This window comes from Propioniciclava sp. (genome assembly GCF_047602245.1).
In the GTDB taxonomy this organism is placed as follows: Bacteria; Actinomycetota; Actinomycetes; order Propionibacteriales; family Propionibacteriaceae; genus Propioniciclava.
The window spans coordinates 2,557,511-2,572,028 of record NZ_JASGHT010000001.1; the positions used below are offsets into that span (position 1 = coordinate 2,557,511).

General features: G+C 68.8%; 17 protein-coding genes. All 17 read right to left on the bottom strand.

What is annotated here, in order from left to right:
• Positions 1-16: 16 nt before the first annotated feature.
• Positions 17-1,354: a hypothetical protein gene (locus tag QM708_RS12130; protein WP_415108763.1), complete on the bottom strand. Its 1,338-nt coding sequence runs from the start codon at positions 1,352-1,354 to the stop codon at positions 17-19.
• On the bottom strand, positions 1,341-2,726 hold the full coding sequence (locus QM708_RS12135) for a phage portal protein (RefSeq protein WP_415108765.1): 1,386 nt from the start codon (positions 2,724-2,726) through the stop codon (positions 1,341-1,343). Before QM708_RS12135 ends, QM708_RS12130 begins: the two co-directional genes overlap by 14 nt.
• On the bottom strand, positions 2,723-4,195 hold the full coding sequence (locus tag QM708_RS12140) for a hypothetical protein (protein ID WP_415108768.1): 1,473 nt from the start codon (positions 4,193-4,195) through the stop codon (positions 2,723-2,725). Before QM708_RS12140 ends, QM708_RS12135 begins: the two co-directional genes overlap by 4 nt.
• Entirely contained in the window at positions 4,167-4,577 is a 411-nt protein-coding gene (locus QM708_RS12145) for a hypothetical protein (protein WP_415108771.1), read from the bottom strand. The genes QM708_RS12140 and QM708_RS12145 overlap by 29 nt, the downstream gene beginning before the upstream one ends.
• Positions 4,578-4,723: 146 nt before the next feature.
• Positions 4,724-4,882: a hypothetical protein gene (locus tag QM708_RS12150; RefSeq protein ID WP_415108774.1), complete on the bottom strand. Its 159-nt coding sequence runs from the start codon at positions 4,880-4,882 to the stop codon at positions 4,724-4,726.
• Between the two features lie 289 nt (positions 4,883-5,171).
• On the bottom strand, positions 5,172-6,119 hold the full coding sequence (locus tag QM708_RS12155) for a hypothetical protein (protein WP_415108777.1): 948 nt from the start codon (positions 6,117-6,119) through the stop codon (positions 5,172-5,174).
• Positions 6,112-6,402: a hypothetical protein gene (locus QM708_RS12160; protein WP_415108780.1), complete on the bottom strand. Its 291-nt coding sequence runs from the start codon at positions 6,400-6,402 to the stop codon at positions 6,112-6,114. The genes QM708_RS12155 and QM708_RS12160 overlap by 8 nt, the downstream gene beginning before the upstream one ends.
• 142 nt (positions 6,403-6,544) lie before the next feature.
• Positions 6,545-8,569, bottom strand: coding sequence for a cell division protein FtsK (locus QM708_RS12165; protein WP_415108783.1), 2,025 nt, complete (start codon positions 8,567-8,569; stop codon positions 6,545-6,547).
• Complete coding sequence (locus tag QM708_RS12170; RefSeq protein WP_415108786.1) at positions 8,566-8,754, bottom strand: hypothetical protein; 189 nt, start codon at positions 8,752-8,754, stop codon at positions 8,566-8,568. Before QM708_RS12170 ends, QM708_RS12165 begins: the two co-directional genes overlap by 4 nt.
• The gene (locus QM708_RS12175) at positions 8,747-9,127 is read right to left on the bottom strand and encodes a hypothetical protein (protein ID WP_415108789.1); all 381 of its coding nucleotides are present in this window, start codon (positions 9,125-9,127) and stop codon (positions 8,747-8,749) included. Before QM708_RS12175 ends, QM708_RS12170 begins: the two co-directional genes overlap by 8 nt.
• Positions 9,128-9,656: 529 nt before the next feature.
• The gene (locus tag QM708_RS12180; protein WP_415108792.1) at positions 9,657-10,148 is read right to left on the bottom strand and encodes a hypothetical protein; all 492 of its coding nucleotides are present in this window, start codon (positions 10,146-10,148) and stop codon (positions 9,657-9,659) included.
• Positions 10,148-10,555: a hypothetical protein gene (locus QM708_RS12185; RefSeq protein WP_415108795.1), complete on the bottom strand. Its 408-nt coding sequence runs from the start codon at positions 10,553-10,555 to the stop codon at positions 10,148-10,150. Before QM708_RS12185 ends, QM708_RS12180 begins: the two co-directional genes overlap by 1 nt.
• A complete protein-coding gene (locus QM708_RS12190; protein ID WP_415108798.1) occupies positions 10,552-11,007 on the bottom strand; it encodes a hypothetical protein in 456 nt (151 codons plus the stop codon). Before QM708_RS12190 ends, QM708_RS12185 begins: the two co-directional genes overlap by 4 nt.
• An 8-nt stretch (positions 11,008-11,015) precedes the next feature.
• Positions 11,016-11,498 (bottom strand): hypothetical protein, encoded by a 483-nt coding sequence (locus QM708_RS12195; RefSeq protein WP_415108801.1) that lies wholly within the window; start codon positions 11,496-11,498, stop codon positions 11,016-11,018.
• Positions 11,495-12,289, bottom strand: a complete 795-nt coding sequence (locus QM708_RS12200) for a histidine phosphatase family protein (RefSeq protein ID WP_415108804.1) — start codon at positions 12,287-12,289, stop codon at positions 11,495-11,497. The genes QM708_RS12195 and QM708_RS12200 overlap by 4 nt, the downstream gene beginning before the upstream one ends.
• 985 nt (positions 12,290-13,274) lie before the next feature.
• A complete protein-coding gene (locus QM708_RS12205) occupies positions 13,275-14,138 on the bottom strand; it encodes a pentapeptide repeat-containing protein (RefSeq protein ID WP_415108807.1) in 864 nt (287 codons plus the stop codon).
• Positions 14,139-14,252: 114 nt separating this feature from the next.
• On the bottom strand, positions 14,253-14,483 hold the full coding sequence (locus QM708_RS12210; protein WP_415108810.1) for a helix-turn-helix domain-containing protein: 231 nt from the start codon (positions 14,481-14,483) through the stop codon (positions 14,253-14,255).
• Positions 14,484-14,518 lie beyond the last annotated feature (35 nt).

Here is a 14,518-nt window from a genome sequence, read left to right on the forward strand (position 1 = left end):
CCGGCTCCCTCGCTTTTCACGCCAGGGTGATCTCTTCGATGTCGCCATCGCTGGACAGGACCCACAGCCTGCGGATCGCGTACCTGCTGCGGTCATGGTTGTAATTGGCGAGCGCGGCCCGCAGTTCAGGGGTGAGCGGTTCGGCGCCGAGGTCGATCACGAAGTACTCCTTCGCCACGCCGTGTCTCGCCGCGCGCCGGACGGCGTCGGCGATGCGGGCGCGGATGGTTTCGTACTTCGCTTTGGTCGACTTCGCTTCGACGGGCACCCCATGGTTGACCCACACGAAGTCGCTGGTCGGGATGCTGCGCCGGCGCTGGATCCACTCGATCGACTGGCCCGCCCGTAGTAGACGTTCGACGAGTTCGACCTCGTGAGACTCCAGGTACTCGCCCTTGAAGTCCACGCCGGTCGCGTTCTGCCGTTCAATCCAGTACGTGCTCCAGGCTGCGCGATCGTCCCGGTCTGGCGGGTCGCCCATCTCCTTGAACGGGCCCGCACCACGACGAGGCGGGTTACCGCCGCCGCCAGCCCCACCGGTCTGCGTTTTCGGCGAGTCGTTGAACTCGCCGTGCTCGCGCATGTGGGAGAGGATCTTCGTGGCGTCCGCTGGGCCGCTGATCGAAGCGACTGCGGCATCGTAGGCGTCGACGTAGTGCTGTTCCTCGGCGGTGGGCGTCCATGTACCGATCTGCTCGACGACGGTGCACCCGCATGAGGTGTGGTACTTCTCGCCGAGCCCTTGGGTGCCGCGGGTACGTCCCCGGCCTTCCTGGACGCCATGCCGGGCGTGACGTCGTTCACTGCCGACGACGGCGCCGGCGGATGCGGCACTCCGGTAGACCGGGCCGCGGCCGATCAGCATGGCGCAGAACGTGCACGGGTTCCCGTCGCTGACCCGGCGCCAGGCGCGGCCGGAGGCTTCGGCGGACTCGACGATGGTCCTGCGCCCGGAGTTCTTCGCCGCGAGGTCGGCGCGGAGAGCGAGGTGCTCGATGATCCGGCGGAACTCGGCGTCCCAGTCGCGTTCGTCGAGGCGGGCTTGCGCGGCGTCGAGGTCGCGCACGGCTCCGATCGCTCGCCCGTAGCTTGCGCCGCCGTCGAACTCGGCTTCAACCAGTACCCCGTCAGCGTCTTCTGCTTCGCGCAGCGCGGTGATGAACCGTGCTGCGGTCCTCACCGCGGCGTCGTGGGTCAGCTTGTCACTCGCGACGAGCCCGCCAACGAACTCGTCACGAGTGAGCTGGCCTGCGAGGAACAGGTGGCCCAGCTCGATGGTGAGCGCTGCAGCCAGGACGCCGTTCCTGATCTGGTCGGTCCGATGCTGGCGGATCAGCAGATCAGGCGGCGCCATCGGCGGGGCCCGCCTGCCTGGTGACCGCGCTCGCGAGAGCAGCGAGCGGGCCCTGATTGGAGACCCAGTCGCTGGCGATCTGCTTCTGATCCTCAGGCGTGATGCGGAGCCGGTCGTAGGTAACGCTCGAGCGCGGGGGCAGGACGCCGGCCTGGACCAGCTTCACGGTGGCGTCGGCCTCGGCGGCGACGGTTGGGGTGTCGGCGGCCCGCCAGTGCACCGAGATGCCGTTGGCGTCCTGGCCGTGTGCTGCGAGGACCAGCGTCCCGACTTCCCTCCACGCCCAGCCGAAGCTGGTCTGGCGGCGCTCGGTGCGCTTCACGAGCCGTGACTCGATGTTCCGGATGGCTTCTGCGCTCGCAGGATTGTCGGTGAGGAGCCCGAAGTAGTGCGGCGGGATCGCGGCTTCGCCGGCCAGCTGCGTCGCGAGTCCGCTGATCTGGTCCAGGAACGGTGTGGGCGGGCTGCTGGCGAACGACCCGAACCGCACTGGCTGCTGGCCCGGGCCTGGCTGGCCGGATGTGAGCATGGCGGCCATCGCGGTGACCCAGCCGGGCTTGGGCGTGCCGTCGTCGTCGGCGAACAGGTCGTCGGGTGCGTTCTCGGCCCAGCGCTGCGGGTAGGCGTAGAAGTCACGGTTGGCGCGCATCCCGGCGAGCGTCTGGACCGCCTGGTCGGTGTAGGAGCGCACTGGGCGGGTGATCTCGGACCGGCCGCCGAGTCGTGATGCTCGGGGGCGGTTGACCATCTGAACGACCGGGGTGCGGCCGAGCGGGTTCAGTCGTCGGTCGACCCACCGCCACACGCCGGCGACCTTCTGCAGGCTGCCGGTCACCTCATCGTCGGCGTATGCGATCACCCTGGGCTGATCGGTGGTGTTGTCACGCTCAACGATGGTCAGCGCAGCGACCAGGCGTCGGCGTTGACCGTCCCAGATGCCGGTCGTGGTGAGTGGAGAGGCGGCCGTGACCAGGTCCGGGCGCCCGTCAGCGACCGCATGCGGGTCGATCTGCAGGAACGCTACTCCGTACAGCAGAGCATCGAGGTGCCCGAGAGTCGCCTCCAGGTCGATCCCACCGGTCCGGAAGAGCGCCTCCAGGGTTCCGGACTTGTCGCCGCGCCACCCCAGCAGATCGAGACGCTCTTCCAGTACGTCGATGACCGTTGCCGGCCACCCGCACACCTGCCGGGCTTCCTGCCACGCGATCGGGAGGACCGGGGACCGCGGGATGCGCGCCTCGAAGTCGTAGTAGGCCTGCTTGAGCTGGTTGCTGCGGCGGGTCGCGTCGAGGCGCTGCAGCATCGCGTCGATCTTCCCTCGTGTCGAGGTGTCGGCGAGGTCGGAGAGCACCAGGGGTGCGGTGAGGTTCATAGCATCACCCGTCCTCTCATCGGCTTGCGGGGTGGGAACAGGCGGGCGCCGTAGGCGGCGAGGGTGACGGCGTCGAGGTCGACGACATCAGTGCCGTCGATCGACTGCCATCCCCAGCCGCCCCGAGTTCCGATGGGCCGCTTGGTCGCGACCTTCACGACCTGGTTGAGTTCGGCCTGGCCGATGTGGGTGAACGTGCCGGCGTTGATCGAGGCGAGGATCTGTGCGTGCGCGGTGATCACCTGATCGGGTGTCGGGCCGACGACGAGGGGGCCGTGGACGCCGAGATCCTTCAGCTGGTCGATGAGGGCGCCCGCACCCCCCTTGCCATCTATGACGATCGCTACCGAGGTCGCGAACCGAGCTGCCAGCCAGTGCGCGAGCGGCATGTCCTGCAGCACGAGGTCATCGGCCGCCAGGCGGGCGATGACCTCAGCGTGAACGCTGTTGCCGTCCAGGACGGCGGCTGCTACCGCCACCGAGAGCCCATTGGGGCTGAACTTGACGCCGTATGCCGGTGGGCCCTCGGGGGCTTCCCGGACGAGCCCAGCCGACCAGGCTGCGGCTGAGACGGGCAGCAGTGTGACCGCCTTCTCGTCCCAGATTCCCAGTCCTTCGCGGCGCAGGGATTCACGGCTCAGCATCTTCGTCATCCTGATGATCGACGCCTCCGGTGTCCGATCAGGGAATGACGGGTTCGCCTCCTCGAACGCCTCGAAGTCCACATAGCCCGCGGGCCATGTCTTCGGGTCCACCGCCTTCTTCGTCGCGAACTCGACCCACAGGGTCGCGGTCGCCTGGCCCGATAAGGCTTCTTCCCGCGCCCGGGCGAAGACCTCCGAGTCATCCGTCGGCCTGGGGGGAGTCCCGGCGAAGATCGCCAAGCCGCCAGTCGGCTGATTGCTCGCGTTCATGGCGGGGATCATGTCGTCCATGGCCTTGTCGGTCAGGATCTGTGCCTCGTCGAACACGAGCACGTCAACCTGCGCGAATCCGCGGCCGAAGCCGTTCTCTCGTGCACCGAACAGGATCCGGGAGCCATTGGTGAAGAGCAGGCCCCACTCGTCGTTGTTCTTCGGTGTCTTCTCGACGTACGGCGCGATCGCGCGACGCCGTGCCATGCCCTTCATCGCTTTGTACGTCTCGGACGCCGTCCGTGTCCGATGGGCCGTCCAGATGACCGTGAGTCCTGGATGGAGCAGGCAGAGCGCGAAGACCAGTCCGCCGAGCATGTACGTCTTGCCGACCTGGCGAGGAATGCTCAGGAAGACACCGCCGGTCGTGCAGGCGTACACCCCGGTCGACAGCTTCCCGAGCGCCAGCTTGGCGATCCCTTGCTGCCAGCCGTCGAACGGGAGACCGAGCTTCTTCAGCCAGAACTCGACCGCCGGCCAGCCGGTGGTCTCGATCCCCGCTGGGATGACCAGGCGGCGAGCAACCTCAGATAGACGCCGCGTCGATCGGGACATCCTCGGGGACCTCCTCGGCGGCTTCCTGCTTCGCCGCCAACTCGAGCGCCGTGATCTCGCGGCGAATCTCGCGGGCTGCGCGCTGCAGTGCAGCCAAGTCACGGGGTGGGCAGTTCGGGTCGTCGATCGCCTTGGTGATCCTCGCGAGCAGCGCATGGTGCATCGCGATCTCGTCGCCGGACTCGACCGCCGCCGACACCGAGGTGGGCGCCGCCAGCCGGGAGGGCACGGTCGGTAGCTGTACGACGCTGGCAACAGGCTTCGGTCCCCGGGTGCGCTGGGCGCGGCTGGCGCGCTGGCGGCAGGCCGCCGACGCGAATCGTGCAGACCTGCGCGCTGCCTCGAACGTCTCGCCGCAGCCGCACTCGCAGCGCTTCAGCATGACGTCACGACCTCCTTCGCGTGACGGCGTGTGCTGTCACGCGTCACGCTAGGGAAAACGGGTATCGCGCGAGAGCCCTATGCCGCTGGCGGGCTGCCGGGGCGGGGGGAGGGTCCCCTCCCCAGGGGGCACCACCAGGCGGGTGGCTACCAGGCGCGGCTGGTCGGGTAGGTGGTGCGCACGACCTCGGCCCTGGCCGGCCGCGTGCCATCGCCGCGTCGCTGGTTGCAGATCCGATGCGCCAAGCGGCAGTTCGCACGGTCGTACGGTGAGCCGCCGAACTTGACCGGCACGATCTCGTCCACCTCCGCTCGCTGCGGATGCGGCACACAACCGGGACAACCCAGGTCAACGCACCGCGGCCCGTGCTCACCCCATGCCATCGTCAACGTCTTGTCGACGACCAGGCCACAGAGCGCGCAGTGAGTTTCCTCGGCGAGGACGGCGGCGCGGACCTGGTTACGGCGGTGACCGTTGGTGCGTCTCGGGTTACCCATGAGCGGATCACCCGGCCTTATGCAGCACGAAACCCGACCCACGAAGGATCGGGTTCGGGGCGCGCTGCGCCCTCATCTCGTACCCAACGCTAGCAGGTCACGCGCCGCCGTCAAGCTTCGCCTGGAGTTCGCGCACGTCCCGGAGGCGGTAGACCCAGACTTCCCCGAACACCAACTCATGGCCGCGGCGGTACAGCCGCGTCATCCTCTCCCGCGGCAGCCCATGCCGGGCGACGAGGTACTCGATGCGTTTGCGGGCGACAGGTTCACCACCTTGCGTGAGGACACCGACGATCTCGCCAATCGTCAGTGGTGTGTCGCCGGCCTGGTCCAGGATCACTCGCTGGTGATCAGCCCACGACGCCCGGTAGGTGCAGGCCGGGCAGGTCACCATGACGTGACCGGCGGCGATGTCATGGTGACCGGGGCGGGGCATGCTGATCGCGGCGCCGCACATCGGGCACTTGCCCAGGCGGATGTCGTCGCGCGGGCGGTCCACGACCTGGTGGGCTCGCCGCGCCGCCGCGGACAGCGCGGCCAGCTGGGCAGAGACCGGCCGTACTTGGAGTGCTGCCTTGACCTCGCGCAGCGCGTCCGAGGCACCGGCGTTGAACGGGACGGGCGACTCCTCGATCAGCGCTCCTGTCTCAGGGTCGGCGTGCGTTGCGGGCGCGCCCAGCTGAGCGAACGCGACGTCCTTGATCACGGCCTCATGGAGGGCGAGGAGCAGCGCCGGTGCGTCGGCGCGCAGCCGGTCCAGGAGGTCGGAGCACTCGTGACACAGGGCGGCGCCAGGAGGGCGAGAGTGCGACTCGTCGCACACCGTGGAGCGGGGGCGCGGTTCCTGCCACAGCACCGGCGTGCGCCTGGTGTAACGCACCTCGGGCAGCGGGCGTCCGGCGGCTCGTTCGAGGTCTGCCACATGGTGCACGCCGCCGCTCACCATGTGGCGTTCGGCCGGTGTCATGGTGAAGGACTCGTGGTCGGGGCAGCAGCACCACAGCCGCGCGAGGCCGGTGCGGTCACAGACGGGCAGGTCAGCCACGATGCGCCTCCTGCGGCATCCACCAGGACTCGCCGCGGTACCGGTACTTGTCGGAGCTCCGGGCGTGTGCGGACTTGGCGTTCCGCAGGACGACGCCGCACCCGAAGAACGCCTCGGCTTGCTCACGGCCGCGGCGGATCAACTCTCCCCGGGAGTCACCGAACACTGCCGCGCAGAACACTTCTTCGCCGGCCGTGCGGGCGACAGGTGAGGGTCTGGTTGCGGGCGGGCGGGGGGCGGCTTGACGTCCGGGCGGCGGGTGAGGGATGGGGCTGGTGGTCATGGGGTAGCTCCTCTCGTCTGGGGGTCGGAATGTGGGGGTAGCGGCTGGTCTCGGCAGGTAGCAGCAGGTAGCGCTACCCTGCTACCCGCCTAGCCAGATGGCGTTTCGGCGGGTAGCAGGCGGGTAGCGGTAGCGCTACCTGTCATGGGTCTGCTACCCGCCCGCTACCTGTGCTGCTACCTGCTTTGCGGGCGGCGAGGAGGAGGTCTGAGTGCCGGACGCCGCGCCGGTTGACGCCGTCACGCTTGACCTGCACGACGGTCACGTGGGGGCGCAGCGACGTCGAGACCTGAGCGGCCTGCCATCCGGCGTAGAGCGCGGGGTAGGCGTCGGCCAGCAGCGCGGCGAGAGCGTCGCACCAGGCCGCCGGCTCCCCTGCCGGCCACACCGCAAGGACGTGGTCGATCACCGTCTCGACGTCGTCTTCTGGGGTCGGGGTGGCGGGCTTGGGGTGGCGGAGCTTGCGGGCCTTGGCGGCGATCTCCTCGGCCTGGACGCCGTTGACGTAAGCGAACCGGACGATGTTCACCGCTTCGCCCTCGCCACCGATCAGGTAGCCGATGCCTTTGTCGTCGGGGGTGAACCCGTTCGCCCGGTAGCCCTGCTTGTACATGCCAGTGCCGAGCACGACGTCGTTCTCGAGTTGGCCGGCGACCCGGAAGCACAGCCGGAAGACCGCGTTCGCGGAGATGTTCGTCGGGATGGACTTGCTGGTAGGGCGCTGGGTGGCGGCCAGCATGATGATGCCGGCGGCCGGGCCGCGCCTGGAGAGGTCCTCGACGATCTCCTCGATCTCCTTGCCCAGCACCGGGTCGCGGAACGCGAGCTGGCATTCGTCGAGGGCGTACACGAGTGGGTGCAGGCCGATGCCGCGGCTGGCGAGTTCGTCGGTGACCTTGGAGTCCGGGCACTCCTGGCGGGGCAACGACCGGATCACCTCGTAGCGGTGGCGCATGTCGGCCTGGACTCGCCGGAGGTCCTCGGCGAGCGCCGCGATGGTTTCCGGGTCGTCGCCGATGTGCAGCGTCGCGAGATCCTCCAGCGGGAGGTAGTCCGATCCGCCCTTGAGGTCCGCCGCATGGATTTCGCACCTGGGGTCTTGCGCGGCGGCGAGCAGCATGAGCCGTACGGCGCCGGTCTTGCCCATACGCGGCTGCGCGCCGATGATGCCGCTGACGAACATCAGGGTGGCCGTGATCGGCCGCCCGCGGGGATCCCAGCCGAGGGTGATCGGGTCGAACAGGCTCAAGGGCCCCCCGCCGGCGTGTGGCCACGGCTTCGGTTTGGTCTTCGCCAAGGACCGGTCCGCGACCCACATGACGAGCCGGCCGGCGTGCTGGCTGTGGTCGGGCTCCAACCACACACAGTCGATCGGCCGGCGCAGGCCTGACGCCATCTCGTCGCGCTTCTCGATCACAGCACCAGCGGTCACACCGGTGGGAAGGTTGATCTCCGCTCGCCACCCGGCGCCGTCCCGCACGATCGGGCCCGCGAACCCGACACCCTCCCCATCGGGGCGTAGCGCCTTGTTCAACTCGCTGATCCCGAGCGCTCCGAGAGCCCGCACGATCAGCTCCGAGTTGATCCGCGGCGCCTCCGACGGGTCGACCACCGGGCCCAGGAGCGGCTTGGTGCTCCTCCGGCCGGCCAGGCCGAGCACGGTGAGGGCGGCGCCGCCTGCGAGCACGACAGCGGCATCACCGGCCTGCCACCACGCCACCACGAGAGCCACTGCCACGCTGGCGGTGACCGCGGTCACGGACAGGATCCGGACGAGGACGCGGTGCGCACGTTCTTGCCGGATCCGCAGGTACGTGCCCGGGCTTTCGCGGGAGGCGACCTGGATCGCGTCACGGTACGCCGGGAGGCTGTCGGCGTCCGCTGTCCACAGGATCAGCCGTACCAGGAGCCGGATGAACCCGAGCGGAGCCCAGAATGCGAGCTGAGCGGCGTACCACGGGCCCCTGACGGCGTGGTAGAGGCTGACTCGACCATAGTGCCAGCCCGCCCACCGGAGCGTCTGAGAGGCCGCCTCAGCGCTGCGGAGCCATCCGGGCAGGATGTGCTGAGGGGTGCGCGGGTGGCGAACCGGGCCAAGGGCCGGATCAACCGTGGTGACGACCTCGCCCTCCACGATCTCCGCAGGCGCTAGTTCGTGGGCGGTCATAGGACCACCACCATGATCCCGGCGATGACCCCCGCCACGAGATACACGACGATCAGGGCACCCATCAGGCGCAGGTAGCGGTCCTCGCCGGCGCGGGCGGACGCGGGGTCGTAGAGCACGATCCCCGCCTTCTCCAGCTCCTCGCGGGTCGGATGCGCGGTGAGGCGTTCGGTCTGGTCAGGCATCGAGGTCTCCTCGCATGGCTGCGCGCATCGCGGCGCGTTGTTCGGGTGTGGGGCCGACGCCGGAGCCGCCGAGGCGGCGCGGGTAGCAGGCCGGGCAGCTGGATCCGGGCTCGCCGTGATCGCAGTATGTGATGATCCCGGGTTCGGCCCGCGGCGAGGACGTCCTGGTCGGCCACCATGGGCCGGACTCCAGGACGCGTTTGGGGGTCCGTGTGGTGGCGTCGGTGGCGATGTAGGCAAGCGCTACAGCGGCGTCTTGGTAGGCGTGCTCGACGAGGTGGGTTTCGATGAAGGTCACCAGCGAGGCCCACGGCCAGTCCGGGCGGAGCTTGTTGACGGCGCCAGCCAGACGCTCGGTCTCCATCCTGTTCATCGCCTTGCTCCAATCCCAAAATCGACAACGCGCGCGTTACCTAGGTGAGGTTGGTCTTGGACGTAACCACTGTTCTTTTCCCCTGTTCCCCTGTTCCCCTGTTCCCCTGTTCCGGGCGCGAGTGTGTCGCGAGGGCTCGCGAGTGTGTCGCGAGGGCTCGCGAGTGTGTCGCGAATTGTGACGTTTGGGCTTGTCGGGAGTGGGTAGCGGGGTTTCGAGGGTCGGTCGATGCGTTGGTGGTGCCATCCGGTGATGGAGAGGTACTCGTACCCGTCTTCGGCGGTGTAGCGGACTATGCGACCGGCTTCGGAAAGCTGCGCGAGCCCTCGCGACACCCTCGCGAGTGTGTCGCGAGGGTCGCGTGCGAGGTCGTCGGCGAACAGGTCGGCGGTGATGCTCGACAGCTTGTCGAGGCCGACGCCGTTGTCGTCGACGTAGGACCAAAGTCCTATGAACAGGAGCCGATCCTCGATCGGGAGAGCTGAGATGGCGGACGACCGCCAGAACTCCGGCTTGATGCTACGGATCCTCATCGGTGGGCCCCCAATCGAGGTCTACGGGCGGCGGTGTAGAAGGAGCAGGGATCGGCGAGCACCTCGACGCCCATGGGGCGGAGCAGGCCGGGGAGGTCTTCCAGACGGAAGAGCTTGCAGCCAGTAGAGGCAATCCGGTCATCCCACAGGCCGTTATCGCGGAGGCCCCGGATGTCAAGGAGATACGCGTGGCCCGTGTCATAGGCGCCGCTATCGCCCCGGTAATGGCGGACGTAATTCCAGGCGCTGGTCCAGCAATAGATCCACTCGGTGCCGTGCAAGACGCCGCGCGAAAGCGGCGACGAACACCACCGCATTGCATCTTCTACCGTCGCGCCGAACCGGATCCCAGTAGCGGTGCCGGCGGCGGTGACGGTGTAACAGAAGGCGACCCGCCGGAGACCGGCCTCATCCACCCTGCGCCCGTCAGACTTCGACGATCTGGCCTGGGCCAGAGGGACATCAAAGAGGGCGTGCTGGGCGCTCATCAGTCGCCCCCCTGACAGTCGGGCGACCAACGAAGCGTCAGCGGCCCCCACTTCTGGAGCACCTCCGACGCCCGGCGGGGACTGGTTTTCGGACTGACCATCCATGCGTCAGGCGCGATGTTGGAGAGGGCTTCGAGCATCCACACGTCGCCCGTCGTGTCGGTGTACACCGAGCCCAGAGGCGCCCGACGGATGTCGTCCAGGGTCACCTCCCTGGACGCCTCCACCCGGGTCGTGACCCACTGCTGCAGCCGATCACGGGCAGCGTCACGCTCCTGGCGCCAACGGCGGGCCTCCCGCACAAGGATCAAAGCAGGACCCGGGGAGAACACACGGGAGAACTCGCGGTCGTCCCCGACCTCGGACGCCGCCATGGAAATCGCTTCGAGTTGATCAAGGTCGATCATTGGTGCACCTCGACTCTGAGCGTGGTGGCCGTGACGGCGTCAAGGACGAGCCGCCACGCGGCGATCCGGTCATCCCATGCAGCCTGAGGGCGGGCGTCGCTGTCGTAGTAATCGGGACGCTGCTCAGACGCGTAGTAGCTCGGGTGCCACGGGCACGGATCGAGCGCGAACGGCAGCATCCACCAGCGCCAGCCGAGAGTCCACGGCAGCCCGTGCCCTTCGGCCAGGACCGCCAGGCGCTCGGTGACGTCAGGGCGCGCGTCGCGCATGGCGTGCAGCTCGCTCCACGCTATGCACCACCGCGGCCGGCAGAACCAGCCGCCCCACGTCTCCGCCGGCTCGATGCGCAGGCCATCGCGCCACACGGAGTACGCCCACTGAGTGCCGCCGGGGAGCCCGTGCAGGCCCGCCTTGATCTCGCCGAAGAGGTCGAGCTGGTCGACGTGCTGCATTCGCGCCATCATCGGAGTGCCTCCGCTCTCCTGGTGAGCTGGCGCAGCACGGTGGCGACGCCTGGGTACCCGGACGCATTGCTGGGGTGCCCGAAGGTCCGGATGAGCCTGGCCAAGGCCACGTCCTCGGCCAGGTCACGAGTGGGGTAAGGGCCTCGCCAGGGGGTTGCTCCCTGGCTGTATCCGTCGAGCCGATAGTCGACGCACTGGGCCCATCCGCCAGGGATCGGAGCGATGCTCCATCGTGCGACGGCTGTCCGGGAGCGAACTTCGTGGGTGGTCGCCGCGGCGTCCGCCGGGTCCCTCACATCGGCGACCCAACGCTCGAACTGGGCGCGCTCCTCGGCGGGCGTCCTGTGGTGCAGGTACGTCAGCGATGCGCGGGTCTCGGAGCATCGCCGCTCGGCGGCCAGCGCGGCGTCAGTGACGGTCCTGGACTCCTCCTCGGCCGCCAGAATCTCTCCGAAGAGATCCAGCTGGACGGCCGTCATGGCAGCACCTCGACTGGCTCCGTGCATTCAGGGCACTCGGATTCCTTGCCCGGGACGCGGGTGACGTACCGGCGGGCGTCGTCACGGTCAGCGCAAAGGGCGCCGCCCATCAACCGGTCGTAGAGAGCATCCGCCAACACGGCGACACGCCCCTGAACACGACGCTCCCGCCGCACTCCCTCAACGAAACCCTCCACCGCACTGATGAGCGCCAAGAGATCACCCGGCGCGCCAGTGGCGGCCCACCCAACCTCGTCGGCGGCGTCCAGCAACACGACCCGTGCCGCCTCCGCAAACCTCGCAGGCGACGGATCCTCAGCATCATCAATGCCCGCGCACGGACACGACACCGTGCACGCAGCACCGTGACCATGCTCCTCGGACGCGCCACAGCCCACCTCGCGGCAGCCCGGCAACGCCTCAACCAGCGCCTCACGCCACGCCTTCACCGTGACCGCAGCCAACGCGCCCTTCGCGGACACGGCCACGCCCACCTCGGCACACCACGCCCGGCACGCCGCCCGCTCCGCCACCGTCAGACCGTCAATACCGCGATGCTCCGCCACCTCCGCCGGCTCCTCCGGATGGGCCAGCGGCTCGGGCTTAGCCAACTCCTCCGCGGCAGCGCACAAGGCGCCGACGTCCGGGCCATACTGCTCGCGCAACGCCTCCACAACCTGCACCGTCACACCATGACGGGACGCGATCGCCGCCGCCGTACGCCTCGCATGCGCAAGATCAGACACGATCCGCTGCACGCGATCGCGTGGAACATCCCCAACGGGACTCATGATGACTCCTATCAGTCAGTTGAACACCACGCCCAGGCCGGGCGTGAAGTAGAAGATGGTCAAGGGAGCCCCCGCCGCAGAGCGAAGGCCGAGCGGGATCGTCACTGGTCGACTTCTTCGACCGACCAGTCGTCCCCCAGCCGGACGGTGACCCCACGCAGATCAGTGAGAGGCACCTCATCCGACGGTCGCGGATCATCCATCCGGATAGACCAGCCCGACGCGACAGCCTCCGCCGGGTGAGCCTCGATCCAGCCATGGCAACCGCGGGTGCCATCGCCACACACCCGGACCAGGTTCGACGGGCAATGCGGATTCTCCGCCCGGCGCTTCCGGCGATGATGGACCGATTCCGCCCGGGCGCCGCACCGGCGGCACCACAAATCACGCTGCCGCAACAGCTCCCGGGTGAGCGGCGGCACATCCGGCTTACGGCTCCGGCGCCGCGACGGCCGGCTCCTACGCACGATCGGCCCCCTCATCCGTCAGAGCAGCGAGACGATCAAACGCAGCCTCCCGAGCAGCCCTGGCCGCCTGATACTGGCTGGTGCCCTCCCAACCAGCCCGGCGCTCACGCCGCGTCGCCTCCACGAACCGGCGCGCAGCTCGCACCAAGTCGTCGTCGTCCGGGAGCGAAGGCTGCAGCAACCTCCCGAGGGCAATGAGCTGGCGGCGGACGCCTTTCAGCCCTTCGCGGGCGTCTGAGAACCTCGCCGCCCGCACATGCGCGTCACACGCCAGAATCGCCGCATCAATATCGGCCACCGCCCGACGCGCGTCATCAACGACAGTCACCTCCACACCCCCGCCGCCACCGAGACGAGCAAGACGACTGCCGCGATGAGAGCGAACACGATCACCGCCTGCCCGACCGGCCACCACAAGCCCCGGTGAGCCGACCGGTCGTAGAGATGACGCCGAAGCAACTCCGGAGTGGCGTAGGTACGGCCACAGCTAAGGCAAGTGCGCTCCACGAACTGGTCAGTCATCGGACCCTTGCCTCACGCTCAGCCTTAGCGGCCTCGAAGTCGGCCAAGCGCTTAACCTCGACGTCGATCGCATCGGGATGGTCATCCATCCAGGCGCGGCACTGCGCGATAAGGGCCTGCAACCCCGGACGCCGCCGGGCGCACTCGCCGCCGGTCGCCTCGGGCCACCCCTCATCAGTGGAGATCAGATCCTCCAGAAGATCAGGGGTGCCGGTCCAGCACCCCACGCGGAGTTCCCACCCATCAGGTCGCGGCATCAGGACGGCCAGGCCAGACCGCAGCCCGCCGACCTGGAGAACGGAAGGGGCACTCTTTGCGCCCCAGAGGTTCGCGCCCCAGAGGTTCGCGCCCCCGAGGTTCGCGCCCCCGAGGTCCGCGCCCCAGAGGTCCGCGCCCCCGAGGTTCGCGCCCCAGAGGTCCGCGCCCCAGAGGTCCGCGCCCCCGAGGTTCGCGCCCCAGAGGTTCGCGCCCCAGAGGTCCGCGCCCCAGAGGTCCGCGCCCCTGAGGTTCGCGCCCCCGAGGTTCGCGCCCCCGAGGTCCGCGCCCCTGAGGTTCGCGCCCCCGAGGTTCGCGCCCCAGAGGTCCGCGCCCCTGAGGTTCGCGCCCCCGAGGTTCGCGCCCCAGAGGTCCGCGCCCCTGAGGTTCGCGCCCCAGAGGTTCGCGCCCCAGAGGTCCGCGCCCCAGAGGTTCGCGCCCCTGAGGTTCGCGCCCCAGAGGTCCGCGCCCCTGAGGTTCGCGCCCCAGAGGTTCGCGCCCCAGAGGTCCGCGCCCCTGAGGTTCGCGCCCCCGAGGTTCGCGCGCCTAGCCGTCGCCCTGGCTTCAGCAACGATCTTCTCGACGTTTTCGCGGGTCAGCGTCATTGTCAGGTCCTTATCTCGTTCGGAACAGATCCCCCGCGAGTGCGGGAAGGATGAAGAAGACGACAACGCCAGCCGCACCAAGGAAAAGACGGGCCAGCGCGTCAAACAGGTAGATCACCGCGACACCTCGCCATCACGGCGAGCACGGGCGGCCTCCTCGGCGGCAAACTGCGCATCAAGCCACGCGAGCACATCCGCCTCCCGATACACCACCCGGCGGCCGACCTTCGCCGACAAAGGCCCCTTACCCTGATGACGGAACGCGTACAACGTGTTAACCGGCACCCGCATCAACTCAGCAGCCTCAGCGACCGTCAGCAGAGTCCGGGTCGCGATGGTCGTCATACGGGCCTCGCCATCCGGACCGAGTCATGGCAAAG

Coding starts and splice junctions, on each gene's coding strand:
- QM708_RS12130 (WP_415108763.1), bottom strand. CDS start 1,354: ATGGCGCCGCCTGATCTGCTGATCCGCCAGCATCGGACCGACCAGATC.
- QM708_RS12135 (WP_415108765.1), bottom strand. CDS start 2,726: ATGAACCTCACCGCACCCCTGGTGCTCTCCGACCTCGCCGACACCTCG.
- QM708_RS12140 (WP_415108768.1), bottom strand. CDS start 4,195: ATGTCCCGATCGACGCGGCGTCTATCTGAGGTTGCTCGCCGCCTGGTC.
- QM708_RS12145 (WP_415108771.1), bottom strand. CDS start 4,577: ATGCTGAAGCGCTGCGAGTGCGGCTGCGGCGAGACGTTCGAGGCAGCG.
- QM708_RS12160 (WP_415108780.1), bottom strand. CDS start 6,402: ATGACCACCAGCCCCATCCCTCACCCGCCGCCCGGACGTCAAGCCGCC.
- QM708_RS12165 (WP_415108783.1), bottom strand. CDS start 8,569: ATGACCGCCCACGAACTAGCGCCTGCGGAGATCGTGGAGGGCGAGGTC.
- QM708_RS12170 (WP_415108786.1), bottom strand. CDS start 8,754: ATGCCTGACCAGACCGAACGCCTCACCGCGCATCCGACCCGCGAGGAG.
- QM708_RS12175 (WP_415108789.1), bottom strand. CDS start 9,127: ATGAACAGGATGGAGACCGAGCGTCTGGCTGGCGCCGTCAACAAGCTC.
- QM708_RS12180 (WP_415108792.1), bottom strand. CDS start 10,148: ATGAGCGCCCAGCACGCCCTCTTTGATGTCCCTCTGGCCCAGGCCAGA.
- QM708_RS12185 (WP_415108795.1), bottom strand. CDS start 10,555: ATGATCGACCTTGATCAACTCGAAGCGATTTCCATGGCGGCGTCCGAG.
- QM708_RS12190 (WP_415108798.1), bottom strand. CDS start 11,007: ATGCAGCACGTCGACCAGCTCGACCTCTTCGGCGAGATCAAGGCGGGC.
- QM708_RS12195 (WP_415108801.1), bottom strand. CDS start 11,498: ATGACGGCCGTCCAGCTGGATCTCTTCGGAGAGATTCTGGCGGCCGAG.
- QM708_RS12200 (WP_415108804.1), bottom strand. CDS start 12,289: ATGAGTCCCGTTGGGGATGTTCCACGCGATCGCGTGCAGCGGATCGTG.
- QM708_RS12205 (WP_415108807.1), bottom strand. CDS start 14,138: ATGACGCTGACCCGCGAAAACGTCGAGAAGATCGTTGCTGAAGCCAGG.
- QM708_RS12210 (WP_415108810.1), bottom strand. CDS start 14,483: ATGACGACCATCGCGACCCGGACTCTGCTGACGGTCGCTGAGGCTGCT.